Annotated in this window: 21 protein-coding genes; 13 read left to right on the forward strand and 8 right to left on the reverse strand. The window is 57.8% G+C overall.

Annotation, left to right across the window (positions count from 1 at the left end; all coding sequences use genetic code 11):
* Positions 1-6 precede the first annotated feature (6 nt).
* On the forward strand, positions 7-1,074 hold the full coding sequence (locus ACQUQU_RS00485) for a mechanosensitive ion channel family protein (protein WP_430461293.1): 1,068 nt from the start codon (positions 7-9) through the stop codon (positions 1,072-1,074).
* A 12-nt stretch (positions 1,075-1,086) separates the two neighbouring features.
* Here ACQUQU_RS00485 and ACQUQU_RS00490 read toward each other — a convergent pair whose 3' ends face one another.
* Positions 1,087-1,770 carry a TetR/AcrR family transcriptional regulator gene (locus tag ACQUQU_RS00490; protein ID WP_430461294.1) on the reverse strand — a complete coding sequence of 228 codons (684 nt, stop codon included), beginning with the start codon at positions 1,768-1,770 and terminating at the stop codon, positions 1,087-1,089.
* A 127-nt stretch (positions 1,771-1,897) separates the two neighbouring features.
* Here ACQUQU_RS00490 and ACQUQU_RS00495 point away from each other — a divergent pair, with 127 nt between their 5' ends.
* From ACQUQU_RS00495 to ACQUQU_RS00510, 4 genes are all read left to right on the forward strand, one after another.
* Entirely contained in the window at positions 1,898-3,355 is a 1,458-nt protein-coding gene (locus ACQUQU_RS00495) for a flavin-containing monooxygenase (RefSeq protein WP_430461295.1), read from the forward strand.
* Positions 3,356-3,392: 37 nt separating this feature from the next.
* Entirely contained in the window at positions 3,393-4,328 is a 936-nt protein-coding gene (locus tag ACQUQU_RS00500; protein ID WP_430461296.1) for an alpha/beta fold hydrolase, read from the forward strand.
* Between the two features lie 140 nt (positions 4,329-4,468).
* Positions 4,469-5,845, forward strand: coding sequence for a class II fumarate hydratase (locus ACQUQU_RS00505; protein WP_430461297.1), 1,377 nt, complete (start codon positions 4,469-4,471; stop codon positions 5,843-5,845).
* Positions 5,846-6,059: 214 nt separating this feature from the next.
* Positions 6,060-6,386, forward strand: a complete 327-nt coding sequence (locus tag ACQUQU_RS00510; protein WP_430461298.1) for a hypothetical protein — start codon at positions 6,060-6,062, stop codon at positions 6,384-6,386.
* Between the two features lie 139 nt (positions 6,387-6,525).
* Here the strand turns inward: ACQUQU_RS00510 and ACQUQU_RS00515 are convergent, their stop codons facing one another.
* From ACQUQU_RS00515 to ACQUQU_RS00540, 6 genes are all read right to left on the reverse strand, one after another.
* Entirely contained in the window at positions 6,526-9,369 is a 2,844-nt protein-coding gene (locus tag ACQUQU_RS00515; protein WP_430461299.1) for a CHASE domain-containing protein, read from the reverse strand.
* A gap of 105 nt (positions 9,370-9,474) precedes the next feature.
* Positions 9,475-9,873: a hypothetical protein gene (locus tag ACQUQU_RS00520; RefSeq protein ID WP_430461300.1), complete on the reverse strand. Its 399-nt coding sequence runs from the start codon at positions 9,871-9,873 to the stop codon at positions 9,475-9,477.
* Positions 9,874-10,001: 128 nt separating this feature from the next.
* Positions 10,002-10,478, reverse strand: a complete 477-nt coding sequence (gene ybaK, locus ACQUQU_RS00525) for a Cys-tRNA(Pro) deacylase (RefSeq protein ID WP_430461301.1) — start codon at positions 10,476-10,478, stop codon at positions 10,002-10,004.
* On the reverse strand, positions 10,475-10,750 hold the full coding sequence (locus ACQUQU_RS00530) for a DUF1653 domain-containing protein (RefSeq protein WP_430461302.1): 276 nt from the start codon (positions 10,748-10,750) through the stop codon (positions 10,475-10,477). The genes ybaK and ACQUQU_RS00530 overlap by 4 nt, the downstream gene beginning before the upstream one ends.
* Positions 10,751-10,763: 13 nt before the next feature.
* The gene (locus tag ACQUQU_RS00535) at positions 10,764-11,465 is read right to left on the reverse strand and encodes an SIMPL domain-containing protein (protein WP_430461303.1); all 702 of its coding nucleotides are present in this window, start codon (positions 11,463-11,465) and stop codon (positions 10,764-10,766) included.
* 74 nt (positions 11,466-11,539) lie between these two features.
* Positions 11,540-11,833, reverse strand: coding sequence for a DUF1244 domain-containing protein (locus tag ACQUQU_RS00540; protein ID WP_430461304.1), 294 nt, complete (start codon positions 11,831-11,833; stop codon positions 11,540-11,542).
* 148 nt (positions 11,834-11,981) lie between these two features.
* Between ACQUQU_RS00540 and ACQUQU_RS00545 the strand changes: the two genes are divergently transcribed.
* Together ACQUQU_RS00545 and ACQUQU_RS00550 are read left to right on the forward strand one after the other, a co-directional pair.
* On the forward strand, positions 11,982-13,022 hold the full coding sequence (locus tag ACQUQU_RS00545; protein WP_430461305.1) for a type I glyceraldehyde-3-phosphate dehydrogenase: 1,041 nt from the start codon (positions 11,982-11,984) through the stop codon (positions 13,020-13,022).
* Between the two features lie 206 nt (positions 13,023-13,228).
* Complete coding sequence (locus ACQUQU_RS00550) at positions 13,229-13,516, forward strand: YciI family protein (protein WP_430461306.1); 288 nt, start codon at positions 13,229-13,231, stop codon at positions 13,514-13,516.
* 9 nt (positions 13,517-13,525) lie between these two features.
* On the opposite strand, the gene ACQUQU_RS00555 is transcribed toward ACQUQU_RS00550, so the two are convergent.
* The gene (locus tag ACQUQU_RS00555; protein WP_430461307.1) at positions 13,526-15,346 is read right to left on the reverse strand and encodes an ABC transporter transmembrane domain-containing protein; all 1,821 of its coding nucleotides are present in this window, start codon (positions 15,344-15,346) and stop codon (positions 13,526-13,528) included.
* A gap of 333 nt (positions 15,347-15,679) precedes the next feature.
* Here ACQUQU_RS00555 and ACQUQU_RS00560 point away from each other — a divergent pair, with 333 nt between their 5' ends.
* The 6 genes from ACQUQU_RS00560 to ACQUQU_RS00585 all read left to right on the forward strand — a co-directional run bounded on the left by ACQUQU_RS00560 (position 15,680) and on the right by ACQUQU_RS00585 (position 23,274).
* Positions 15,680-16,867, forward strand: coding sequence for a phosphoglycerate kinase (locus tag ACQUQU_RS00560; RefSeq protein WP_430461308.1), 1,188 nt, complete (start codon positions 15,680-15,682; stop codon positions 16,865-16,867).
* Positions 16,868-16,966: 99 nt separating this feature from the next.
* Positions 16,967-18,031 carry a class II fructose-bisphosphate aldolase gene (gene fba / locus ACQUQU_RS00565; protein ID WP_430461309.1) on the forward strand — a complete coding sequence of 355 codons (1,065 nt, stop codon included), beginning with the start codon at positions 16,967-16,969 and terminating at the stop codon, positions 18,029-18,031.
* A gap of 353 nt (positions 18,032-18,384) precedes the next feature.
* Positions 18,385-19,905 carry an efflux transporter outer membrane subunit gene (locus tag ACQUQU_RS00570; protein ID WP_430461310.1) on the forward strand — a complete coding sequence of 507 codons (1,521 nt, stop codon included), beginning with the start codon at positions 18,385-18,387 and terminating at the stop codon, positions 19,903-19,905.
* A 96-nt stretch (positions 19,906-20,001) separates the two neighbouring features.
* The gene (locus ACQUQU_RS00575) at positions 20,002-21,330 is read left to right on the forward strand and encodes an efflux RND transporter periplasmic adaptor subunit (protein WP_430461311.1); all 1,329 of its coding nucleotides are present in this window, start codon (positions 20,002-20,004) and stop codon (positions 21,328-21,330) included.
* The gene (locus tag ACQUQU_RS00580) at positions 21,330-22,076 is read left to right on the forward strand and encodes an ABC transporter ATP-binding protein (RefSeq protein WP_430461312.1); all 747 of its coding nucleotides are present in this window, start codon (positions 21,330-21,332) and stop codon (positions 22,074-22,076) included. Before ACQUQU_RS00575 ends, ACQUQU_RS00580 begins: the two co-directional genes overlap by 1 nt.
* Positions 22,066-23,274: an ABC transporter permease gene (locus ACQUQU_RS00585; protein ID WP_430461313.1), complete on the forward strand. Its 1,209-nt coding sequence runs from the start codon at positions 22,066-22,068 to the stop codon at positions 23,272-23,274. Before ACQUQU_RS00580 ends, ACQUQU_RS00585 begins: the two co-directional genes overlap by 11 nt.
* Positions 23,275-23,507 lie beyond the last annotated feature (233 nt).

Here is a 23,507-nt window from a genome sequence, read left to right on the forward strand (position 1 = left end):
TCGGTTGTGAATTGGTGGAGTGATTTAATTAACCAGAATTATGACTGGTTCTGGGATGTCAGCATCGCCCTCAGTGTGACGTTACTGGCCGGTGCCTGCTGGCGTTTTTTCCGCAAGCGTCTGCTGTCGTTTGTGAACCGCACCAACAACAAATGGGACGACATCGCCGTTGAGGCGATCGGTGTGCCGGTCAGCTGGATCATCTTCGTGATCGGCGCGACCTGGATTGCCGACATCAGCTCGCGTCATTTCGATTCCGAAATCGTCAGCAGTATTCCTGTGGTGCGCCAGCTGTCGCTGGTGATTCTGGTCGGCTGGGCGCTGTGGCGCCTGATCCGCCGGGTGGAAGAGCGTCAGATCGACAGCGGTATGGACCCGACCACCGTACAGCTGGTGGGCAAAATCGCCAAGCTCACGGTGTGCGTGCTGGTGGTGTTGCCGGTCTTTCAGATGCTCGGTATTTCGATTTCCGGCCTGCTGGCGTTTGGTGGTGTCGGTGGTCTGGTGGTTGGTATGGCGGCCAAGGATCTGCTGGCCAACTTCTTCGGCTCGCTGATTATTTACCTCGACCGTCCGTTCAAGGTCGGTGACTGGATCCGCTCACCGGACCGCAGCATTGAAGGCACGGTGGAACACATCGGTTTCCGTGTGACCCATATCCGCACTTTCGACAAGCGCCCGCTGTATGTGCCGAACTCGGTGTTTACCAGCATCTCGGTGGAAAACCCGTCGCGCATGCTCAACCGCCGCATTTATGAAACCGTGGGTATCCGCTATCAGGATGCGAAAGTGCTGTCGGCCGTCATGGACGATGTGCGCGCCATGCTGCGTGCGCATGAGGAAATTGATACCGACCAGACCCTGATCGTGAACTTCAACAGCTTTGGTGAATCCAGTCTGGATTTCTTTATCTACACCTTCACCAAAACCACCGACTGGGTGCGTTACCACGACATCAAACAGGATGTGTTGCTGAAGGTGCTGGAGATTATCCACCGCCACGGCGCCGACTGTGCCTTCCCGACCCGCAGCCTGCATCTGGAATCCGTTCCCGCCGCTCTGAACGCGCGCTGATGTTTCAGCGCCTCAGGTGGCCGGATAGTCCTGCTGCAGTTGCAGCACCAGCCCCATAATCAACCGCTGCCCGGAACGCACCAGCGTTTCGCGGTTGGCGGCATGCCCGCTCAGCAACCAGTTCACCGACATCTGGCGCATGGCGCCGACCAGTCCCATGCCCAGCATTTCCGCTTCGTCATCGGCAATGCGCCAGTGCGGATGAATGCCGCGCGCCACGGCCATTAACAGCAGGGCGAAGCGGCGGATGTAATTCAGATAGTGGGCGTTGGTGTCTTCGCTGACGCCTTCCAGCTCCAGCATGCACACGCGGGCAATGCGCTTGTCTTCCAGCACTTCAAAGAACAGCGTCAGCGCCTCACAGGTGAGGGCGTTCATATCGGCACCGGCGCCTGCGTTGCGGAACACAGCGCCGAGGCGTTGATACAGGTTGTCCATGCAGTGGCTGTACACCGCCTGCAGCAGCAGTTCGAGGGTGCCGAATTCGGCATAAAAGTAGCGGTCGGTCAGCTGCGCCTGACGGCAGATGCCCCGTACGGTAGCGGTGCGGAAACCGTCCTGTCCGAAAACCTCCAGACCGGCCTGCAAAAAGGCTTCGCGGCGCGCCAGCCGGCGCTCTTCCTGGGTTTGTCCGCCGTACAGGCGGCCGTTGGCTGTGTTGGCCGGCGGCGCGGGGAGGGTGTTGGTCTCGGTCATTATTTTTGTCTGAAAAGGACTCTTGGGGCTATTTGACGACACGTGTCGTCAGAAGTAAAGTGACGACAACTGTCCTCAGATAGCAATAACAATAAGCGCGGCCCAACCGCGAACCACGGAGACCCTTATGCAGGCCTATACCGTCATCATCATTGGCAGTGGCTTCGGTGGCCAGTGCGCCGCCATTCGTTTGCGCGAGCGCGGCCTCGACGATTTTGTGATTCTGGAACGCCGTGAATTCATGGGCGGCACCTGGGCGCAGAACGCGTATCCGGGGGCGGCGGTGGACGTGCAGTCGCCGCTGTATTCCATCGAATCCGAACCGTACGACTGGTCGCAGATGTTCGCCGGCCAGGCGGAACTGCAGCAATACACCAACTACGTGATCAATAAGCACGGCCTGCGTGAGAAAACCCTGACCGGCTGCAACGTGCAGAAGATCGCATGGAACGATGACGAACGCTGTTGGGAAATTGATCTCGATGGCCGCGAAAGCCTGCGCGCCCAGTTTGTGATTAACGCCTCAGGCCCGCTCAGTACGCCGGTCATTCCGCCGTTCAAAGGGCGCGATACATTTAAAGGCCACAGTTTCCACACCAATAACTGGGACCAGGATTACGACTACAAAGGCAAGCGCGTGGCCATTATTGGCAGCGGCGCCAGTGCCGCTCAGGTCATTCCGGCCATTGCGCCGGACGTCGCGCATCTGGATATTTTCCAGCGCACGCCGCATTGGGTGATGCCGCGTCCGGACTATGTGTTTAAAGGCTGGCAACGCCGTCTGCTGCAGAACCGCCTGGTTTACCGCGCGCTGCGGGAAGCCATTTACTGGGGGCTCGAAACGCGGGTGATCGGCTTTAAGTATTCGTCGCTGATGCTGGAGCTGGTGGCGGCGCGCAAAGCACGGGCGCATATCCGCAAACAGATCAAAGACCCTGTGCTTGCAAAAAAAGTGACGCCGGATTTCACCATCGGCTGTAAGCGCGTGATTCTGTCCGACACCCTGTACCCGGCTTATTGCCGCAGCAATGTGACGCTGCACGATAAAACCGATGGTATTGCGGAAATTAACGAGCGCGGCATTCTCACCAGCAATGGCGAGCAGGTTGATCTGGATCTGATTGTGTACTCCACCGGTTACGACGCCACCGACGGCGTTATTTCGTACCCTGTGGTGGGTAAGGGCGGTACGACGCTGGCCGACGTGTGGGCGGATTTTCCGCGCGCGTATCTGGGCACGTCCGCGCCGGGTTTCCCGAACCTGTTTATCGTGACGGGGCCGAATACCGGTATCGGTCACACCTCGGCGATTTTCATCATCGAGGCGCAGATGAATTACATCATGCGCGCCATTGAAGAAGTGCGTGGCCGCGGCAAACAGCTGATTGAAGTAAAAGCCGCGTCCGAAGACAGCTACACCCGCCATATCCATCAGGAAATGGAAAAAACCGTGTGGCATTCGGGCGGCTGCACCAGCTGGTACAAGAGCAAAAGCGGTAAGGTGATTGCCATGTTCCCGGGCTTCAGTTTTACCTTCCGCCGCTGGACCAAAAACTTCCGCGAAAAAGACCACGATTTCGCGTAATTAAATAAAAACGGCATAACAATAATAAGGTACTCACATGAAAAAAGTTCTGCTTCTCACCCTGCCGCTGCTGCTGGCGTTTTCTTACGGCGCGCTGCGCGCCAACTACGGCAGCGTCGGCAAATGGATGTACAACAACGCCATGGCCACCGAAGCCTCGCTGTACGGTTTTACCACCGAAGCGGTGAATATCGGTGATATGACGCTGTCGCTTTATCACCACAAAAATCCGGGTAAACCTGTGATTGTGATGCTGCACGGTTACAGCGCTGACAAAAACGTATGGCCACGCTTTGCCCGTCATCTGACCGACGATTACGAGATCATTATTCCGGACATGGCCGGTCACGGTGACAGCCCGTATCAGGCCGACTGGAGCTACCGCATGCCGGCGCAGGCCGATCGTCTGCAGCGCCTGCTGAGCGCCATGGATGTCAAAGCCGCGCACGTCATCGGTAATTCCATGGGCGGCTTCCTGACCGCGACGTTTGCCATTAACTACCCGGACATGACGCTGTCGGCCACCATGGTGGATCCGGCCGGGGTGATGTCGCCGGAGCCAAGCGATATGTTCCGCATGCTGGCCGAAGGCAAAAATCCGTTCATTATCGGTAACCGCAAAGAGTTCGACGATTTCTACGCCATGACCATGCAACATCCGCCTGTGGTGCCGGACATCGTGCTTGAAGCCGTGTACGAGAAATACAAATCGCGCCGCAGCGAACTGCAGAAAATTTTCGACGATTTCCATGCCAGCGATTATGTCGAAGACCGTCTGGGCGAGCTGAAAGCGCCGGCCATGCTGTGGTGGGGCGATCACGACCGTCTGCTGCACGTCAGTGCCGTCGACCGCTGGAAAGCCGGTATTCCGCAACTGGAAGTGCATGTGTTCAAGGGCTATGGCCATATGCCGATGATGGAAATGCCGGGCGACACCGCCGACCTGTACCATCAGTTCCTGAGCCAGTTGTAAGCGGCCCTTGTATGAACGGCCGGTGCGTTAACGGCCGCTCGTTAACGGCTATCAGCGCTGTTAATTTTCTTCATTAGCCCACCGGGGAGGGCTGCCGTAAGGTAAAACCTGTTTTTCAACAGGTACTCCCCGGGGGCGCTATGACTTCCTTCCGTACGGTGCGCGACAGCATGGGCGAACTTCAGGTTCCGGCTGACGCCTTGTACGCCGCCCAGACCCAACGGGCCATCGACAATTTCCCGGTCAGTGGACAGCCACTGCCGGCGGCATTCATCCGCGCGCTGCTGAACATTAAAACCGCCGCTGCCCGCGCCAACGGCGAACTGGGTGTTATTCCGGCCGATATCGCAGCCGCCATTGCCGATGCTGCGCAGACCCTGTTGGCCGACGAAAGCTTTATGCAGCATTTTCCGCTCGACGTGTTTCAGACCGGCTCCGGCACCAGTTCCAATATGAACGCCAACGAAGTGCTGGCCACGCTCGCCTCGCGTAGCCTGGGTCAGGAGGTCAGTGCCAACGATCATGTGAACGCCGGGCAAAGCAGCAACGACACCATTCCGTCGGCCATTCACACCGCCGCTGCGGTGCTGATAGCACAGGAATTACTGCCGGCGCTGGACCATTTGCAGCGCGCCATCGCCCAACAGAGTGAAGTGGTGGGGCACATCGTCAAAACCGGCCGCACCCATCTGATGGACGCCATGCCACTGCGTATGGAGCAGGCGCTGGGCGGCTGGCGCACGCAGATACTGCAGAATATCCGCGCGCTGAAAGCGCAGCAGCCCCTGCTGCAATCGCTGGCGCAGGGCGGCACTGCGGTCGGCACCGGCGTAAATGCACATCCGCAGTTTTCGTTGTTATTTCTGCACGAATTAAGCGGATTAATCGGCCTTAAAATGACCCGCGCCGAGAATTTCTTCACGCACATGTCCAGTCAGGATGTGGCCGTGGCGGTATCGGGCCAGCTGAAAACCACGGCGGTGTCGCTGATGAAAATTGCCAACGATCTGCGTTGGATGAATTCTGGTCCGCTGGCGGGGTTAGGCGAAATTGAATTACCGGCTTTACAGCCCGGTTCTTCCATCATGCCGGGCAAAGTAAACCCGGTGATTCCGGAATCTGTGGCCATGGTGGCGGCGCAGGTGATGGGCAACGACACCACCATTACCATCGCCGGACAGTCGGGCAGTTTTGAACTGAATGTGATGCTGCCATTGGTGGCGCGCAATCTGTGTGAAAGCATTCAGTTGCTGGCCAACGCCAGCCGCTTACTGGCGAACAAAGCCATCAGCGGTTTCCGTGTGAATGAAGCTCAGATAGAAAAAGCACTGGCGCGCAACCCGGTGCTGGTGACGGCGCTGAATCCGGTGATCGGTTATCTGCAAGCCGCCGACATTGCCAAGACCGCCTACCGTGACAACCGTCCGGTGCTCGATGTGGCGCTGGAAAAAACCGATATCCCGCGCGCGGAATTAGAGCGCTTGCTCGATCCGGCGCTTCTGACCGGGCAGTCATAAACATCGCCAGCCGCGCGCACGCTGGACGAATAACCGAGCGTTAACGGAGCGTTAACAAAGCCCTGACCGAGCGCTGACAAAGACAGTATCGGATCACCACAGACGTCCGTATACAAAGGGTTGCTGCCAGTTAAGGCAGCTGGCGAGTGCCTGAATATCCGGAGTTTTGGCCGACAGGCACTACACTCTGGTTAATGTGTGTGCGGAGTGGCGTATGAAGCTGACCCGGTTGCTGAGTGTTCCTCTGGCCCTGCTGTTGCTGAACAGCTGCAGTAAAGGGCTGCAGGGTGATGTGCACAATCTGTCGGATGCGATTGAACACTGCCGCGACTATTCACGGAATGTGCTGGACAGCGATCTGGAAATCAGCCTTGATCAGTATTCCACCCGCCAGAGCCGCGAGTTTTACGACGTGTATATGAATGTCGAAAGCCGCGTGCGTAAAGGCTATGCCCACTGCAAAATTGATACGGCTGGTCTGATTGTGCTGTTTGATGCACCGGGCTTCCGGCGCAAAGGCGGCGCCTTCAGCCAGTTCTGACGTTACCCATGTTTTCGGATGGCCGGTGTCCGGCCCATTTCAGACCGGCTCAACCAGATTCAGGCCGGCTCAACCAGATTCAGGCCGGCTCAACCAGATTCAGGCCGGCTCAACCAGATTCAGGCCGGCTCAACCAGATTCAGGCCGTGTCCCGACCTTCGTCGGCTGCCGTTTCTGATGTTTGATCCGACGCTTTTTCCCCTTCTTTTCCTGCGTCACCATCCGCGCTTTTGGCGCTGGCTGGGCGTGCTTTTTTCGGCAGCCACTGCATGATTTTTACGACCATGTCGTGGGCATTGATGGGCTTGGCAATATGCGCCTGCATACCCGCCTCACGGCAGTCGCGGATATCGGTGTCCATGGCGTTGGCGGTCATGGCGATCACCGGCAGGGTTTCACAGCCGGCTATGGTACGTAACGCACGGGTGGCCTGCAGACCGTCTAATTCCGGCATCTGAATATCCATCAGCACCACATCCGGGCGCAGGCCTTCGCTCAGCATGTCCACCGCAATGCGGCCGTTGTCGGCGATGGTGACCTGGGCGCCAAACTGAGTCAGTAATTCCTGCGCCAGAATCTGATTCATCAGAACATCTTCCACCAGCAAGCAGTGAATGCCCCCCAGCGGTTCTTCGGCGTTGGCCTGCTCGTGCAGCTGAGCTTCGCTGCTGTTGAGGTCGGTTGTGTCGTCGCTCAGCGCCTCCAGAGCCAGACTGACGGTAAAGCAGCTGCCCTGATGTTCGGTGCTGGTCACCGAAATATCGCCATCCATCATATTCGCCAGCTGGCGACTGATGCTTAAACCCAGACCGGTACCGCCAAAGCGGCGACTGGTGGAGCTGTCGGCCTGACGGAAGGCTTCAAATAAATGCGGCAGATGATCCGCCGGAATGCCAATGCCACTGTCCGTCACTTTAATAAATAAACGCGACTCCGCTTTTTTCCAGGCGATGTGCACGGTAATTTCACCGGCACTGGTGAACTTAAACGCGTTGCTCAGCAGGTTCAGCAGAATCTGCTCAATGCGCAGTTCGTCGCCCATAAAGGTGGCCGGTACGCCGTCGTCGACCTGAATGCGGAATCCGAGTTGTTTCTCCTGCGCGCGCAGATCGAACAGGGCTTTTATTTTGGTCAGTAATTCCGGCAGCGAGAATTCGTGTTTCGACAAATGCAGCTGGCCGGCTTCAATTTTGGCGTAATCCAGCGACTCGTTAATTAACGCCAAAAGGATTTCAGAGGCCATCTGCGACTTGGTTAAATAATCCCGTTGTTTATCGGTCAGATCGGTTTTCAGACACAGGCCAATAAAACCGATAATGGCGTTCATCGGCGTGCGCAGTTCGTGACTCATGTTGGCGAGAAAGCGCGATTTTGCCTGATTAGCGGAATTTGCCTGTTCGGTGGTTTTCACCAGTTCGCGGGTTTTGATCTGCACTTCGCTGCGCACATGCTCAACCGTGCCGGTCACCAGCAGAATAAATACCTGGAACAAGGAGGCCAGCATAAAGCCGCCGGTCACCACCATCCAGCTGGTCCAGTCTTTTCCACCGGCGGCGATATGGTCGTTAGCCAACAGTTCAATATGGTAGCGACGCGTACCGAAATCGGCGAAATAGCTGAAGCGCTCATACAAAGGATTCAGGGTTTCGTGCGGCTCATACAGCAGTTCCTGTTTGCCGTCGGCCTCATCCGTAATGCGCAGGGAAATGCCCTGCTGGATTGCGTCGGTCGCGATGGTGTTGAGCAAGCCTTCCATCTGAATCACGCCCGAGGCGTAGCCAATAAATTGCCGGTCTTCGTGCGGCAGGTTGTGGGTAACGTCGAACACGGGTACGTACACAATGGCGGCTTTCAGTTTGTGCTGCCCCTGCGCCAGCATAATGGGCGCTGTGGCCACTGGGCGTTCCAGCAGCCGGGCTTTTTTTAAGGCTTCCCAGCGGGCACTGTTGGCACCCAGATTCAGGCCCAGTGCGCGGCGGTTTTTCTCAAACGGGTAAATGTACACAACCGGGAAATATTCGGCCTGTGGCGTTGCCGGAATCAGGCGGCCGTCGTCGGTGATTTCGGTCAGCTGAAAATCCGGGTACTCACGCCGCATCTGTTGTTCAAAGGCGGCGCGCTGGTCGGCAGCGATGACCGGTGTCCAGCCAATGGCCCACAGTGCATCGTCGGCGCCCATAATCACCTGTGAGAAGCGCTCAAACTCCTGCCGGGTTACGGCTTCAGAGGCGTTATAAAGCGCCGCGTAGGCAATGAGTTTGTTTTCTGCTTCCCTCAGCAGGTCATCGATGGTGTGCGCTATTTCTTCGGCGTTGCGGTCGAAGCGGGCCTGTTGCAGCGACTGGGTGTGGCGCAGCGACGCTGAAAACAGCAGTAACACCAGCGAAAACAGCACCAGTGTTGGCATCACAATCTGCAGTTTGCGCTGCATGGCGATGCTGGGCTGCAGCAGTATCAGCAGCATAGGACCGAACAACAGGATGCCGATGCCATCGCCAACCCACCAGGTCAGCCAGGTGAAGCTGACGTTATCAACCGGAATGATGTGATTCAGGTACAGGCTCAGGGTGCCGATGATGCTGTTAATCAGGCTGGAACCGGCCGACACCATGAGCACGAAATTGATGATCGACTGCGGCGAAGTAGGTGCCTCGCGCTGACCGACCGCAAAATGGAACAGGTATTTACCGGCAAACGCCTGTGCTCCGGCCCCCAATGCCATAAACAGTGGGGCGATCACGTTGATGTTTTGAAAATCTTCAAAGTGATGGCTGCTGATAAACAGGTTGATCAGAAACGAGCCGGCGATCACACCGGGAATGATGGCGCCCAGAGGAAACAGGACTGCAAAGGCAAAGGCCAGACCGGCTGCCGGCCATACGGCCGAAGCAAAGCCCGGTGGAATCGCCAGCTGATGACCAATCAGACCGGCCAGAAAATAGCCGGTGGTGGTTTTCAGAAACAGCAGTAGCAAGCGGTTCATCCGGTGTCCTCGCGCAGGTCTGCTGAGAGTATAGACAGCGCTGGCGCGGAGGATGGGGGTTTAGCAGAAGCCGCTGTGCGGCAAAAACCGCACAGTTTCAGGGGGTTAGAGGCTGTAGCGCTGGTGGCAGTAGGCGATGCCGGAGACCAGCGGGTAGTTGCGGCAGGCCTTATCGGTGCAGACAAACTGTTGCAGACGGGCTTCGGCTGGCAGCAGCACTTCAGGTTCGCCCAGGTAACCCGCAGCGCACAGCTCGCCGGCGCGGCGGTGCCAGTGGGCGCGGAAGGTACTGATGGTGTCGTCGTAGTTGAGCAGGAACTGGAAGCCGCTCATCTGGCGCACTTCGATGACGAATACGCCCGGCGCGATTTCTTCGTCCAGATAGCCGTCCTGACTGGCGCCCAGCGGGCTGGCCGGTTTGTAGTCAACCGGCGTGCAGGCGACAGCCCCGGTCAGCAGTCCGGCAATCAACAGGCAATAACGGAATCGGAAGAGGGAAGTCATGGATCAGAACACTAACAATTACGCGCTGCATTCTGCACAGAGCGTGGCGGCTCGTCCAGAGACGAGCCTCACACTCCGGGACTATTTTGTACGCTGTCTGGTTGGTAACCGTGCGCGTCGGCGGCAGCTTACTCCGCCGTCAGCGGCGCAAACTGGCCGCGGGTCAGGCTGGCCAGATCGTCCGGCGCCAGTGCGATTTCAAGGCCGCGGCGGCCGGCGCTGACGTGCATGCGCGCGAGTTCTTTGGCACTGTCGTCGATGACGGTGGGCAGGGCTTTCTTCTGACCGATGGGGCTGATGCCGCCGACGATATAGCCCGTGGTGCGTTCCGCCAGTTTCGGATCGGCCATCTCGGCCTTCTTGGCGCCCAGTGCCTTAGCGATGGCTTTCAGGGAGAGCATGTGGGTAACCGGCAGCACGGCCACGGCCAGCGTGCTTTTGTGGCCGGTCAGGCTGACCAGCAGGGTTTTGAATACCTGCGCCGGGTCGAGCCCCAGCGCCTGTGCGGCTTCTTCGCCGTAAGATTCCGCCGCCGGGTCGTGCTGATACTCCAGCACGTCGAAGGCGATCTTGGCTTTTTTCGCCGCGTTAATGGCCGGGGTCATAACGGGTTCTCCGCCTGTTCGGCCGTAAAACCACTGCCTTCAAGGGCACGAACCAGCGCGAAGCGCGGTTGCTCGCGCCCGTCGATGGTCACGTTTTCGCAGAACATGGCGGCCGGGCGCACCCACAGCGAATAGTCGCCGTACAGGGTTTTGTAGACCACCATCCATTCTTCGCTTTCGCTGTGGCGGGCAAGGCCCAGCACCTGATATTCGTTGCCTTTGTAGTGACGGTAAACGCCGGGTGTCAGGCTGGGCTTGTTGCTGTCGGTCATGGGTTATCCGTTTTTACTTGAGTTCGAACCGCACCTGGGCGCTGGCGCTGATGCTCTGTTTCTGGATCAGCATCGGCGCTTCTTCCGGGGCGGACTTGGCCATCGCCATGGCACGCATTTCAAACACCGGGGCCGGGCCGCTGCCGTTTTCTTCGATGCGCAGAACCTCGCCGACTTTGGCGTCCAGCGCGGCGGCCATGCTGCGCGCCTTGGTGCGGGCGTTTTTCAGTGCCAGCGTCATCGCCTGTTCCTGCAGGGCATCCGGGTCGTTAAAGCGCAGAGCGGTGCCCTGCAGACTCAGGTGTTCAACCTTCATCAGCTGGCTGAGCAGCGCCGAGTAGGCGTCCAGATCACGCAGGGTAATGGTTACCGGGCGCGAAATCTGTTCGCCTTTGTACTGACGGCCTTCTTTGGTCCAGTCCCACAATGGCTGACGATTGGCGCGGGCGGCTTCGATGTCTTCTTTCTTCACGCCTTTCTTGGTCGCGATATTGATCACCTGCTGCACGGCTTTGTTCACGCTTTTGGCGGTTTCGCCGGCGTCAGCACCGGTGTCGCTGATGGTCAGGTTCAGCTGCAGGTAGTCAGGCATGGCCTGCACTTCGCCCTCGCCGCTGACGCTGATATAGCGGTCATCTGCCAGCGCCTGCTGGCTCAGCAGAGGCACACTCAGCAGGGTGGCGGTCAGCAGTGCGGTGATTACAGAGGTTTTCATATTCGTTTCCCTGAATGGAGTGACATCGTAAGACGCGCGCCCGGGCAAATAGTTGCCCGAATCGTTGCTGGTGGTTATTCCTTGGCGCGGGCGTTAAATACGGCCAGCTGTTCGGCGGACGCTTCTTTCTGATGCAGGGCTTTCCAGTCGTTGTACGGCATGCCGTAAATGCGCTCGCGCGCCTGTTCGTAATCCAGCGTGACGCCTTCATCCGCGGCGGCGGTAACGGTCCATTTCGCCAGACAGTTGCGGCAGAAGCCGGCCAGATTCATCAGGTCGATGTTCTGCACGTCGTTGCGTTCGTCCAGATGCTTCAGCAGGCGGCGCAGTACGGCGGCTTCAATGGCGGTTTGTTGTTCCGGTGTCATAACTCAGTCCACAGCGTAAAAAGCGCAGTGTAGCGGATGGCCGGGCCGGATTTAAACCGGCAGCCGCAGCGGGCCGCTGGCCGTGTGGCGGCAGAGGCATAAATCCGCGACAATAGCCGGCTTTGCAGTTCAGTGTACGGAAGACTTTATGACAGACAGCCAGCCACCAGTACGTGTCGCGATCAACGGGTTTGGTCGTATTGGTCGTTGTGTGCTGCGGGCACTGTACGAAAACGGTTACCGCGACCGCCTGCAGGTGGTTGCCATTAACGAACTGGCCGACATCGACACCATCAGTTATATGCTGCGTTACGACAGCACCCACGGCCGCTTTGCCGGCAGCGTGGAAGTGGCTGACGAACGTCATCTGCTGGTGAACGGCGACCGTATCTGCGTGCGCCATGAGCCGGATATCGCACATCACGACTGGGCGGCACTGGGCATTGATCTGGTGCTGGAATGCAGTGGTCAGGTGAAGACCCGCGACGACGGCGAACAGCATTTAAACGCCGGTGCCAAACGCGTGCTGATTTCCAACCCGGCCGACAGCGCCGTGGATAACACCATTATTTATGGCCTTAACCAGCACACGCTGACCGCGGAACAGCGCATTGTCTCCAACGGCTCGTGCTCCACCAATTGTCTGCTGCCGGTACTGACCCTGCTCGACGATGCCTTTGGTATTGAAGCCGGCGTGACCACCACCATTCACTCGGCCATGAACGATCAGCCGGTGATTGACGCTTACCATTCCGACCTGCGCCGTACCCGCGCCGCCGGACAAAGCATTATTCCGGTGGATACCGGCCTGCCGTTGGGTATTGCCCGCTTAATGCCGAAACTCGCCGGTAAAATCGAAAGCCTGCACGTGCGCGTGCCGACCATTAATGTGTCGGCGCTGGATATCAGCCTGCAGCTGAGTCGTGCGGTAAGCGTGGATGAGGTGAATACCCTGATGCGTGCGGCGGCGAATAATGCGTTAAAAGGCATTATCGGCATTACCGACGAAGCTCATGCCTCCATCGATTTTAATCACGATGCCCGCTCCGGCATTGTCGACGCCACCCAGACCCGCGTCAGCGGAGGTCAGTTATTAAAAATGCTGATCTGGTTCGATAACGAGTGGGGTTTTGCCAACCGTATGCTGGATACCGCCTGCATGATGGCGGCTGGCTGCGACCATTCATGACATGCCGGCTGCGCTGCAATAAGCGCAGCCGGACAAGCGGGTTATCGGATATAAGGGGCTTGATGCAGAGCACGCCTTACTACCAAAAACCAATGGTGTGCCACGGGCCTCTGACCGACAATGAGCCTGAATGAATTCGTTCAAAAATAACAACGAAGAATAATAATCCGTAGTGACCTGATCGCTACCAATAAACGAGATGGATCATGTTTGTTGTCTCTCTGACCTACGTCGCTGAACTGAACGAAATTGACCAGCATCTGGATGCGCACGTCGATTATTTGAACCGCTGCTACGACGCCGGTATTTTTCTGGCCTCGGGGCGTAAAGTACCCCGCACTGGCGGTGTGATTCTGGCGCAGGCCGAAAACCGCGCCGCACTGGATGCCGTGCTGCAGCAGGACCCTTTCTTTGTGCACCGCCTGGCGGCGTATGACGTCACCGAATTTGAACCCACCCGAACGTCAGCCGCGCTGGATTTTCTGCGCAGCTGAGCACCGGCATCAGCCGATGCCCGATTCGATGCCCGGCAGTGTGTTGTGAAATTGCAGCTCTGCCAGACGGCGGTAGAGCGGCGAGGTTTCCATTAATTCAGCGTGTGACCCCATGGCCACTAACTGTCCGTGATCGAGCACAGCAATGCGGTCGACATTGCGGATGGTGGCGAGGCGGTGGGCAATAATAAAGGTGGTGCGGTTGGCCATCAGACCGTCCAGCGCCTGCTGCACCAGATGCTCGCTCTGGGCGTCGAGGGCGCTGGTGGCTTCGTCGAGCAGCAGAATCTGCGGGTCACGCAAAATCGCGCGGGCAATGGCTAAACGCTGTTTCTGACCGCCGGATAATTTCACCCCCTGTTCCCCTAAAAACGACTGATACTGCTCGGGCAACTGCGCGATAAAACCGTCGGCATTGGCGGCACGGGCGGCGGCGAAAATCTCGTCGTCGCTGGCGTCCGGACGGCCGTAGCGCAAATTGTCGAGCACGTTGGCGCTGAACAGCACCGGCTGCTGCGGCACCAGCGCAAACTGGCTGCGCAGGGTTTGCAGATTCCACTCGGTTAAGGGTTTGCCATGCAGGGTGATGCTGCCGCTTTGCGGATCGCGGAAACGCAGCAGCAGATCGAACAGGGTGGATTTACCTGCACCGGACGGGCCAACCAGGGCGATGCGTTCACCGGCTTTGACGGATAAATTCAGACCATCCAGCGCTAAACGGTCGGGGCGTGACGGATAGCGGAAACTGACGTTGCGGAATTCAAGCAGCGCCTGGCCGGCAATTGCCACAGGCGCTTTTTCCGCGTTGGTAATTGCTGACGCTTCTGGCGCCGGAGCAGCGGGAGACTGAACTGTCGGTGCTTGAACGGTGGGTGATTGTATCGAGGGTTTTTCCGCCATTAATTCGCGTATGCGCTCCGCCGCACCGGCGGCGCGCTGCACTTCGCCGTACACCTCGGTCACCGCTGCCAGCGAACCGGCCACCATGATGGCGTAAAACACAAAGGCCGCTAAATCGCCGCCGGATAAATCCCCGGCAATCACATCGCGGCCGCCGACATACAGCATGCCGGCCACCGAACCCATCACCAGAATCATCACCAGTGCGATCATAAAGGCGCGCTGGCGGATGCGGCGCAGGGCCACATCAAACGCCCCTTCGGCGGCCTGTGAAAACTGGCGGGTGACTATGTCTTCGCGGGTAAAGGCCTGCACCACTTTAATGTGCTGCAGACTTTCGCCGGCCCAGGCGCCGACGCTGGCGACTTTATCCTGACTGGCGCGTGACAGCTTTTTCACTTTGCGGCCAAAGAAAATCATCGGAAACACAATCAGCGGCACCGCAACCAGCACAATCAGGCTGAGCTTCAGGTTGGTGATGAACATCAGCACGATGCCGCCGATAAAGGTCAGCGAGTTGCGCAGGGCAAACGAAAACGACGAACCGATGACTGTCTGCAGCAGGGTGGTGTCGGTGGTGATGCGGCTCTGGATTTCGCCCGATAAGTTATCTTCAAAAAACGACGGCGGCAGGCTGACCAGATGGCGGTACAGCTGCTGGCGGATATCGGCCACCACGCGCTCACCCAGCCACGACACCATGTAAAAGCGCAGATACGCACCAAAGGCCACGGCCACCACCAGAAAGCCGAAGAAGCCCAGCGCTTCGCCCAGCCCGTCGATGGAGCCGGCGGCAAAGCCGTTGTCGACCATCAGGCGTACCCCCTGACCCAGACTCAGCGTCAGGGCGGCGGTGGTGACCAGGGCGATGATGGCGATGGTCAGACGGGTTTTGTAGTGGCGGATAAACAGCCAGAGCCAGCTCAGCATAACGATGTCCTTTTACAGTCAGACCGGCAGGCTAGCCCGTGTACCGCAGGCCAACAAGGTAGCCTGCTGCCAACAGTGCGTTGCGCGCACAGAGGGCGCTATTCCGGGGGTAGTTCAGGGGCAATTCCGGGGCTGTTCGTGCGCACCGAGTTTGCCCATCGGGTAAATGGCAATCTGTCAGGCGCGGCGGGCGTTGCAGGCGGTGAATCCGGGCGGGCTTGCTGCTACAATACCGCGCAATTTTGCCGGCTCTGGTCAGTTTTCAGCCAGCGGGCCGCCGCGATTTCACCAAACCTTTATCAGCCCCACCCAGGCAAGACACGAGGAAACTGCATGTCTGTAATCAAAATGACGGATCTGGATCTGAACGGAAAACGCGTCCTGATCCGCGAAGACCTGAACGTACCGGTTAAGAACGGCAAAGTGGCATCCGATGCCCGTATTCTGGCTTCTCTGCCAACCATCAAACTGGCGCTGGAAAAAGGCGCGGCGGTGATGGTGTGTTCCCACCTGGGTCGTCCGACCGAAGGCGAGTTCTCGGAAGAAAACTCCATGCGTCCGGTGGCCGACTACCTGAGCGCTGCTCTGGGTCGTGAAGTTCCTCTGCTGACTGATTACCTCGACGGCGTCAATGTACAGGCCGGCGAGATCGTGCTGTTCGAGAACGTGCGCTTTAACAAAGGCGAAAAGAAAAACGCCGACGAGCTGGCGCAGAAATACGCCGCTCTGTGTGACGTGTTCGTGATGGACGCATTCGGTACTGCGCACCGCGCCGAAGGTTCTACCCACGGTGTGGCCAAGTTTGCCCCTGTGGCCTGTGCCGGCCCACTGCTGGCCGTCGAACTGGAAGCTCTGGGTCAGGCGCTGGATAAACCAGAACGCCCGATGGTCGCGATTGTTGCCGGTTCCAAAGTGTCCACCAAGCTGGACGTACTGATCTCTCTGTCGTCCATCTGTGACCAGCTGATCGTGGGTGGCGGTATCGCCAACACCTTCCTGGCCGCTGCCGGCTTCAAAGTGGGCAAGTCGCTGTGCGAACACGACCTGATCGACACCGCCAAAGCCATCGCCGCCAAAGTGAACGTGCCGCTGCCAACCGACGTGGTGGTTGCTGAAATCACCGGCCCGATCGACGATTTTATGGCGTTCGTTAACGCCGCGACCCCAGTGGTTAAGAAAGTGGCTGACGTGGGCGACAACGACATGATTCTGGACGTAGGTCCGGAAACCGCTGCTCAGTTCGCTGACATGCTGAAAGCCTCCAAAACCATCCTGTGGAACGGCCCTGTGGGCGTGTTCGAAGTCGACAGCTTCGGCAAAGGCACCGAAGTACTGTCTAACGCCATTGCTGACAGCTCAGCGTTCTCCATCGCCGGCGGTGGTGATACTCTGGCGGCCATCGACAAATACGGTGTGGCAGACAAGATCTCCTATATCTCCACTGGCGGCGGTGCGTTCCTCGAATTCGTGGAAGGCAAAGTACTGCCAGCCGTAGCCGTTCTGGAAGAACGCGCTAAGTAATATTCGTGTCAGACATCGGGTGTCTGATGTCTGCATCTAACTTATTTAAACCGCGTCTGACGTCCAGCGTCTGACGTCAGACTTGCAAGGGGAAAAGCAATGGCATTAATCAGCATGCGTCAGATGCTGGATCACGCGGCCGAATTCGGCTACGGCGTACCAGCGTTCAACGTGAACAACCTGGAACAAATGCGCGCCATCATGGAAGCCGCCGACAAAACCGATTCTCCGGTGATTGTTCAGGCGTCTGCCGGTGCCCGTAAATACGCCGGTGCGCCTTTCCTGCGCCACCTGATTCTGGCGGCCATCGAAGAATTCCCGCACATTCCTGTGTGTATGCACCAGGACCACGGTACTTCTCCGGACGTATGTCAGCGTTCTATCCAGCTGGGCTTCAGCTCAGTAATGATGGACGGCTCTCTGGGTGAAGACGGCAAAACCCCGACTTCTTACGAATACAACGTGGACGTCACCCGTCGCACCGTCGACATGGCGCACGCCTGTGGAGTTTCCGTAGAAGGCGAACTGGGTTGCCTGGGTTCTCTGGAAACCGGTATGGCCGGTGAAGAAGACGGTATCGGTGCTGAAGGTACCCTGGATCACAGCCAGATGCTGACCGACCCGGAAGAAGCCGCTGACTTCGTGAAGAAAACCGGCGTTGATGCCCTGGCCATTGCCATCGGTACCAGCCACGGTGCTTACAAGTTCACCAAGCCGCCGACAGGCGACATTCTGGCCATCGACCGCATCAAAGAAATCCACAAGCGCATTCCGAACACCCACCTGGTAATGCACGGTTCTTCTTCTGTACCGCAGGAATGGCTGGCGATCATCAACCAGTATGGCGGCGACATCAAAGAAACCTACGGTGTACCGGTTGAAGAAATCGTCGAAGGCATCAAGTACGGTGTGCGTAAAGTAAACATCGATACCGACCTGCGTCTGGCGTCTACCGGTGCCATGCGTCGCATGATGGCCGAACACCCAAGCGAGTTCGACCCACGTAAATTCTTCGCCAAAACCGTCGAAGCCATGCGTGATATCTGTATCGCCCGTTACGAAGCCTTCGGTACCGCCGGTAATGCTTCCAAGATCAAACCGATCTCTCTGGAAGGCATGTACCAGCGTTACGCCCGTGGCGAGCTGGATGCAAAAATCGGCTGATCGGTTTTTGTGATGCAATAAAAAACCCGCTTCGGCGGGTTTTTTATTGGGTTTTATTATCCTTCGGCCACGCAGCACCAGCGCCTGCCGGTGTCTTTGTTGCAGATCATCCTCCGTCCTGTGTGAATCTGGGCGACGTCTGTGCCGGTTTGCTTTTCCTTAGCAACTTTCCTGCCTCAATGTAAGTTTTGCGTCAGCATTTGACGTTTCCCAGCAATTCTTTACCGCTTGTGTGTGGTGGTGAGCCGCCGGGTGTGAGACCTTAATGAGAATTAATCCGTCCTGGCGTTTTGCCCCCGGCGTTGCCGGTCTGGTGGCGTCAGGCTGTCGTTCTTTCCGGAGTTTCTCCTGTTATGTTGTCTGCCCCTCAAGTCCGCAGCCTGCCGTTGCTGCTGGCGGTTTTATTGTTGCCGGCCTGTGCGACCGTGCGTCCCGATGTGAATGCCCAGATGGCGGGTGTGAGTCCGGTGAGTGAAGACTGGCAGGCCAGTCTTCCGGCGGGCGTCAGCCAGAATGCGGATGCGTCGGTCAGTGAAAGCCATTCACTGGCGGGCTGGTGGCAGCAGCTGAATGATCCCTTGCTGAATCAGCTGGTGACGCTGACGCTGGTGAATAACCCGGATATGGCCACCGCCGCGCTGAATCATCGTCTGGCGTTGCTGCAGCTGGGTATTGCCGGCACCGATAATATTCCCGATGTGCGTGCCAGCGTCAGCGGTGGTCGTTCCGGTACCTCCGACAGCATGAGCAATTCCGCCAGTGCCGGTCTGAGCGCGTCGTGGGAAGTGGATTTATGGGGCACCATGAGCTCCGAAGAAAAATCCGCCCGTGCCGGCGTCGATCAGGCGGTGGCCGAACTGCGCGATGCTCAGGTCAGCCTGATCGCCCAGACCGCGTCGGCCTATACCAGCCTGCGTCTGGCGCAGCAGAATATCCGTGTGGCCACGGCCAGCATCGGTCTGCGTCAGGAAAGCTACGACCTGGCCAGGGCATCCTGGCAGGCAGGTCTGGGCACAGAGCTTGACGTCATGCAGGCCAAAACCCTGCTCGAGCAGAGCCGCGCCAATCTGCCGCAATATCAGCAGGCGCGCAGCGAAGCCATTAATCAGCTGCGCGTATTGGCGGGTGGCGAGCTCAACAGTCTGCTGCCGTCGCTGCAGGCCGATGCGGAATTACCGGCATTGCCGCAGCAGCTGGCATTAAGTCTGCCGGCCGAAACCCTGCGTCAGCGCCCGGATGTCAAAGCGAACGAATACGCATTAATTGCCCAGGGCGAAGCCGTAGTGCAGGCGCACAATCAGCGTTTCCCGACCTTTACCCTGACCGGCAATTTAAGCAGCAGCGGCACCAATATGGCCGATGTATTCAGCGCCGACAGTCTGGTGCGTTCGATTGCTGCCAGCATTTCTTACAGCCTGTTCGACAGCGGTGTGCTGAAAACCAACGAGCGCACCCAGCAGCTGAAATTTGAACAGGCCCTGCAAACCTACCGTACCAGTCTGCTGACCGCCCAGCAGGAAGTGGAAGATGCGCTGAGCACACTCGACGCGGCACAACAGCAGCAAACCTCGTATCAGCAGGCCGAAGCCTCTGCCCAGCTGGCCGAAGAGCTGGCGCGCATGCAGTACGACGCCGGCATGCTCGATTTTAATGACCTGCTGGATGCGCAGTCGGATCTGTTGTCGGCGCGTAATAACCGCGTGCAGAACGACGGTGCGTTATTGTCCGACTGGATCCAGTTGTACCGGGTCGCCGGTGGTGGCTGGCAAGCGCTCGCTGACGCGAATAATGCGCCGGACGCGGCCCATAACAAAACGGATAAAAAAACCCAGAACCATACACAGGAAACAGCCGGCGGACAGAAACAGATCTGACCGGCCGCTGATCCGCACCGATTATAAAAACGTAAAAATACCGATTTAAATATTAAACATCTGAGCACACAGAAACGAATTTCCGGGTAAAACCTTATGAATCAGAACGAACAACAGAAAGCCGAACAGCTGGGTCTGGTGAGCGCGCCTAAAAGCCGCAAAAAACTCTGGCTGGCAACCAGTGCCGCGCTGGTGCTGATTGTCGCCGGCGCCACCTGGGCGCTTATTCCGGGTGACGATCACAATAATCAGGTGTTTAAAACCGATGCCGTTACCCGTGGCAATCTGGCCGTAACGGTAACCGCTACCGGCAGCGTTGAACCGAAAGACGAAGTGGAAGTGAGTTCGGAATTGTCCGGCATCATGGCCGAGGTGCTGGTCGACTATAACGACCATGTGAAAAAAGGGCAGGCGCTGGCGCGTCTTGATACCACCACGTTAAAAGCCTCGGTGCTGGAAAAGAAAAGCTCGCTGAAATCCGCCAATGCCAGTGTGGCGCAGGCCAATGCCTCGCTGGAAGAAGCCAAACTGGATTACGCGCACTATCAGAAAGTGTGGGATTTAAGCGGCGGCAAACACCCGTCGCAACAAACGCTGGATTCCGCGCGCATCGCTGTAACCAAAGCCGAAGCGGCGGTGCTGGTGGCGGAAGCCTCGGTGGAAAAAGCCCAGGCTGATCTCGACTCGGCCGAAACCGATCTGGTGAAGGCCACACTGGTGTCACCGATTGACGGCATCGTATTAAGCAAAGATGTTGAGCCGGGTCAGACCATTGCGTCGTCGTATTCAGCGCCCACCTTATTCCTGCTGGCCGCCGACCTGAAAGACATGGAACTGCACGTGGATATCGACGAAGCCGATATCGCGTTAATTAAAACCGGTCAGAAAGCCAGCTTCTCGGTCGATGCGTGGAGCAACCGGAAATTCAGTGCCGAAATTACCCAGATCCGTCTGGCCAGCACCGACGACGACAGCTCCAGTTCCAGCGTGGTGTCGTACGAGACCATTCTGAAAGTGGATAACGACGATCTGGCGCTGCTGCCATCCATGACTGCCGTTACCGATATTGCGGTGAAATCCGCCGAAGATGTGCTCACCATTGCCAGTGCGGCGCTGCGTTATAAGCCGGAAATTCCGGGTGATGGCAACGCACCGGCAGAACGCGCCGGCAAGCCGGGCGGTATTTTCAGTGGTCTGATGCCGGGCCCGCGCCGTCAGGGGCAGAAGAAAAACGCCACCGAAGACACCAACGTGAATGGCTCGCTGGAAGGCCGTAAGGCCACCATCTGGGTGCTGCGTGATAACCGTCCGCAACCGGTCGAGGTCCGCACCGGTATCAGCGACGGTCTGCGCACCGAAATTGTGTCCGGTGAGCTGCAGGAAGGCGATCAGGTGATCATCGACGCTGTAAAGGTTAACGCGTAATGGACGCGCAGGAGACGCTAATCCGCTTTGCGGAAGTGACCAAATCTTACGGCAGCGGAGCCGCCCAGTTTCAGGCGCTGAAAGGGGTGGATTTCGAGGTACGCAAAGGCGAATTTGTATCCCTGATGGGCCCCAGTGGTTCGGGCAAATCGACGGTGATGAACATTCTCGGTTGCCTCGATGTGCTGACCAGCGGCGAATATTTTTTCCGTGGTGTACCGGTGTCCGAACTCGACCGCAACCAGCGCGCGCTGCTGCGCCGTAATCACATTGGCTTTGTGTTTCAGGGCTTTAATTTGCTGGCCAGAACCTCGGCCATGGAAAACGTCGAACTGCCCTTGGTGTACCGCGGTATGGGACGCAAAGAGCGCAATAAATTATCGATGGCGGCGCTGGAAAAAGTCGGTCTGGAAAAATGGGCGCATCACCATCCGTCGGAATTATCCGGCGGTCAGCAGCAGCGGGTCGCCATTGCCCGGGCGCTGGTGACCACGCCGTCGATTCTGCTGGCCGACGAACCGACCGGTAACCTCGACAGCGAACGCAGTCAGGAAATTATGCAGTTAATGTCAGAACTGAACCGCGAACAGAACCTCACCATTCTGATGGTGACCCACGAGCCGGATATGGCGGAATATTCGCAGCGCATTATTCATTTTGTCGACGGCCGTGTGGATGCCGCGCGTTCACGTCTGACCGGGAATTCCCATATGACAAAAGCAGGGGAGGTGCCGCATGCTGATTAATGCGTTAAAGCTCGCGCTGCAGCAAATCCGCCGCAACATTATGCGCTCGTTCCTGACCACGCTGGGCATCATTATTGGTGTGGCAGCGGTGATCACTATGGTGGCACTGGGTAACGGTGCCACTGCACAGGTGACGGCGCAGGTGTCCAGTCTGGGCACCAACCTGATGATGGTAAACCGCGGGCAGGGCTTTGGTCCGGGCCGCGACCGTGTGTCGGCACCGGCGTTTGAATTATCCGATGTCACCGCCATTCGGGGTGAGGTGGCGGGTATTAAAGCCATCGCGCCGGTGGGCAGCAGCTCGGTTACTCTGGTGCACGGCAATACCAGCTGGAGTTCCAACGTGCGCGGTACCGATAACGAATATCTGACCGCAGCCAACTGGACGCTGGCCGAAGGACGCAGTTTTTCCGATCTGGAATTAAGCAGTGGTTCGGCGGTGTGCATTGTCGGCCAGACCATTGTCAAAGAACTGTTCGCCGGTGAATCGCCGCTGGATCAGAAGATGCGCATCGAGCGCAATAACTGCGTGGTGATTGGCGTGCTCAAGGCCAAAGGCCAGACCAGTTTCGGTCAGGATCAGGACGATATCGTCATTGTGCCGCTGCAGAATTTCCAGCGTCGCATTGCCGGCAGTCAGGATGTGCACCAGATTTATATTTCGCTGGAAGACGGGGTCGATTCCGATCATGTGGAAAAGCGTCTGACCAGTCTGCTGCGCCTGCGCCGCAATATCGCCAGCAACGAAAGCGATAACTTTAATATTTTTAATACCACCGAACTGGCGGAAACCCTGACCAGCACCACCCAGACCATGACGGGTCTGCTCGGTGCCGTGGCCGGCGTGAGTCTGCTGGTGGGCGGTATCGGCATTATGAATATTATGCTGGTGTCGGTGACCGAGCGGACACGCGAAATTGGTATCCGCCTGGCCATTGGCGCACTGGAGCACGAGGTTTTGCTGCAGTTTCTGGTCGAAGCCGTGGTGCTGTCGTCGCTCGGCGGGCTGATCGGTATTCTGCTGGCGCTGGGGCTCTCATGGGGGCTAGCGCTGCTGATGTCGATGCCGTTTATTTTTGATCTGAGCATCAGTGTGGCGGCGTTCGTGTTCTCGGCGGCGGTGGGTGTGGTGTTCGGTTTTGTTCCGGCGCGCCGCGCGGCAAGACTGAATCCGATCGAAGCCCTGCGTCACGAATAAGCGCCGGGCTGTTGATGACCAGAGATGCTGGTCGCCTGCAACGGCAAGCCTGCAACGGCAAGCCTGTAAAGCCATCAGCACAATGACGCGGATAAATGATTACTCCGCGTCATTAATTCCACCAATTTTAAAAGACTGAAGGTTTCAGCAGCGGTAATCAGCCGCTGCGAGACACTAATGCCCGCCAGAAAACCCGCCAGTAAAACCCGTCTGAAACGCAGCGATTCTTGTCG

The sequence above is a fragment of the Thalassolituus sp. LLYu03 genome, from assembly GCF_050507655.1.
In the GTDB taxonomy this organism is placed as follows: Bacteria; Pseudomonadota; Gammaproteobacteria; order Pseudomonadales; family Oceanobacteraceae; genus Venatoribacter.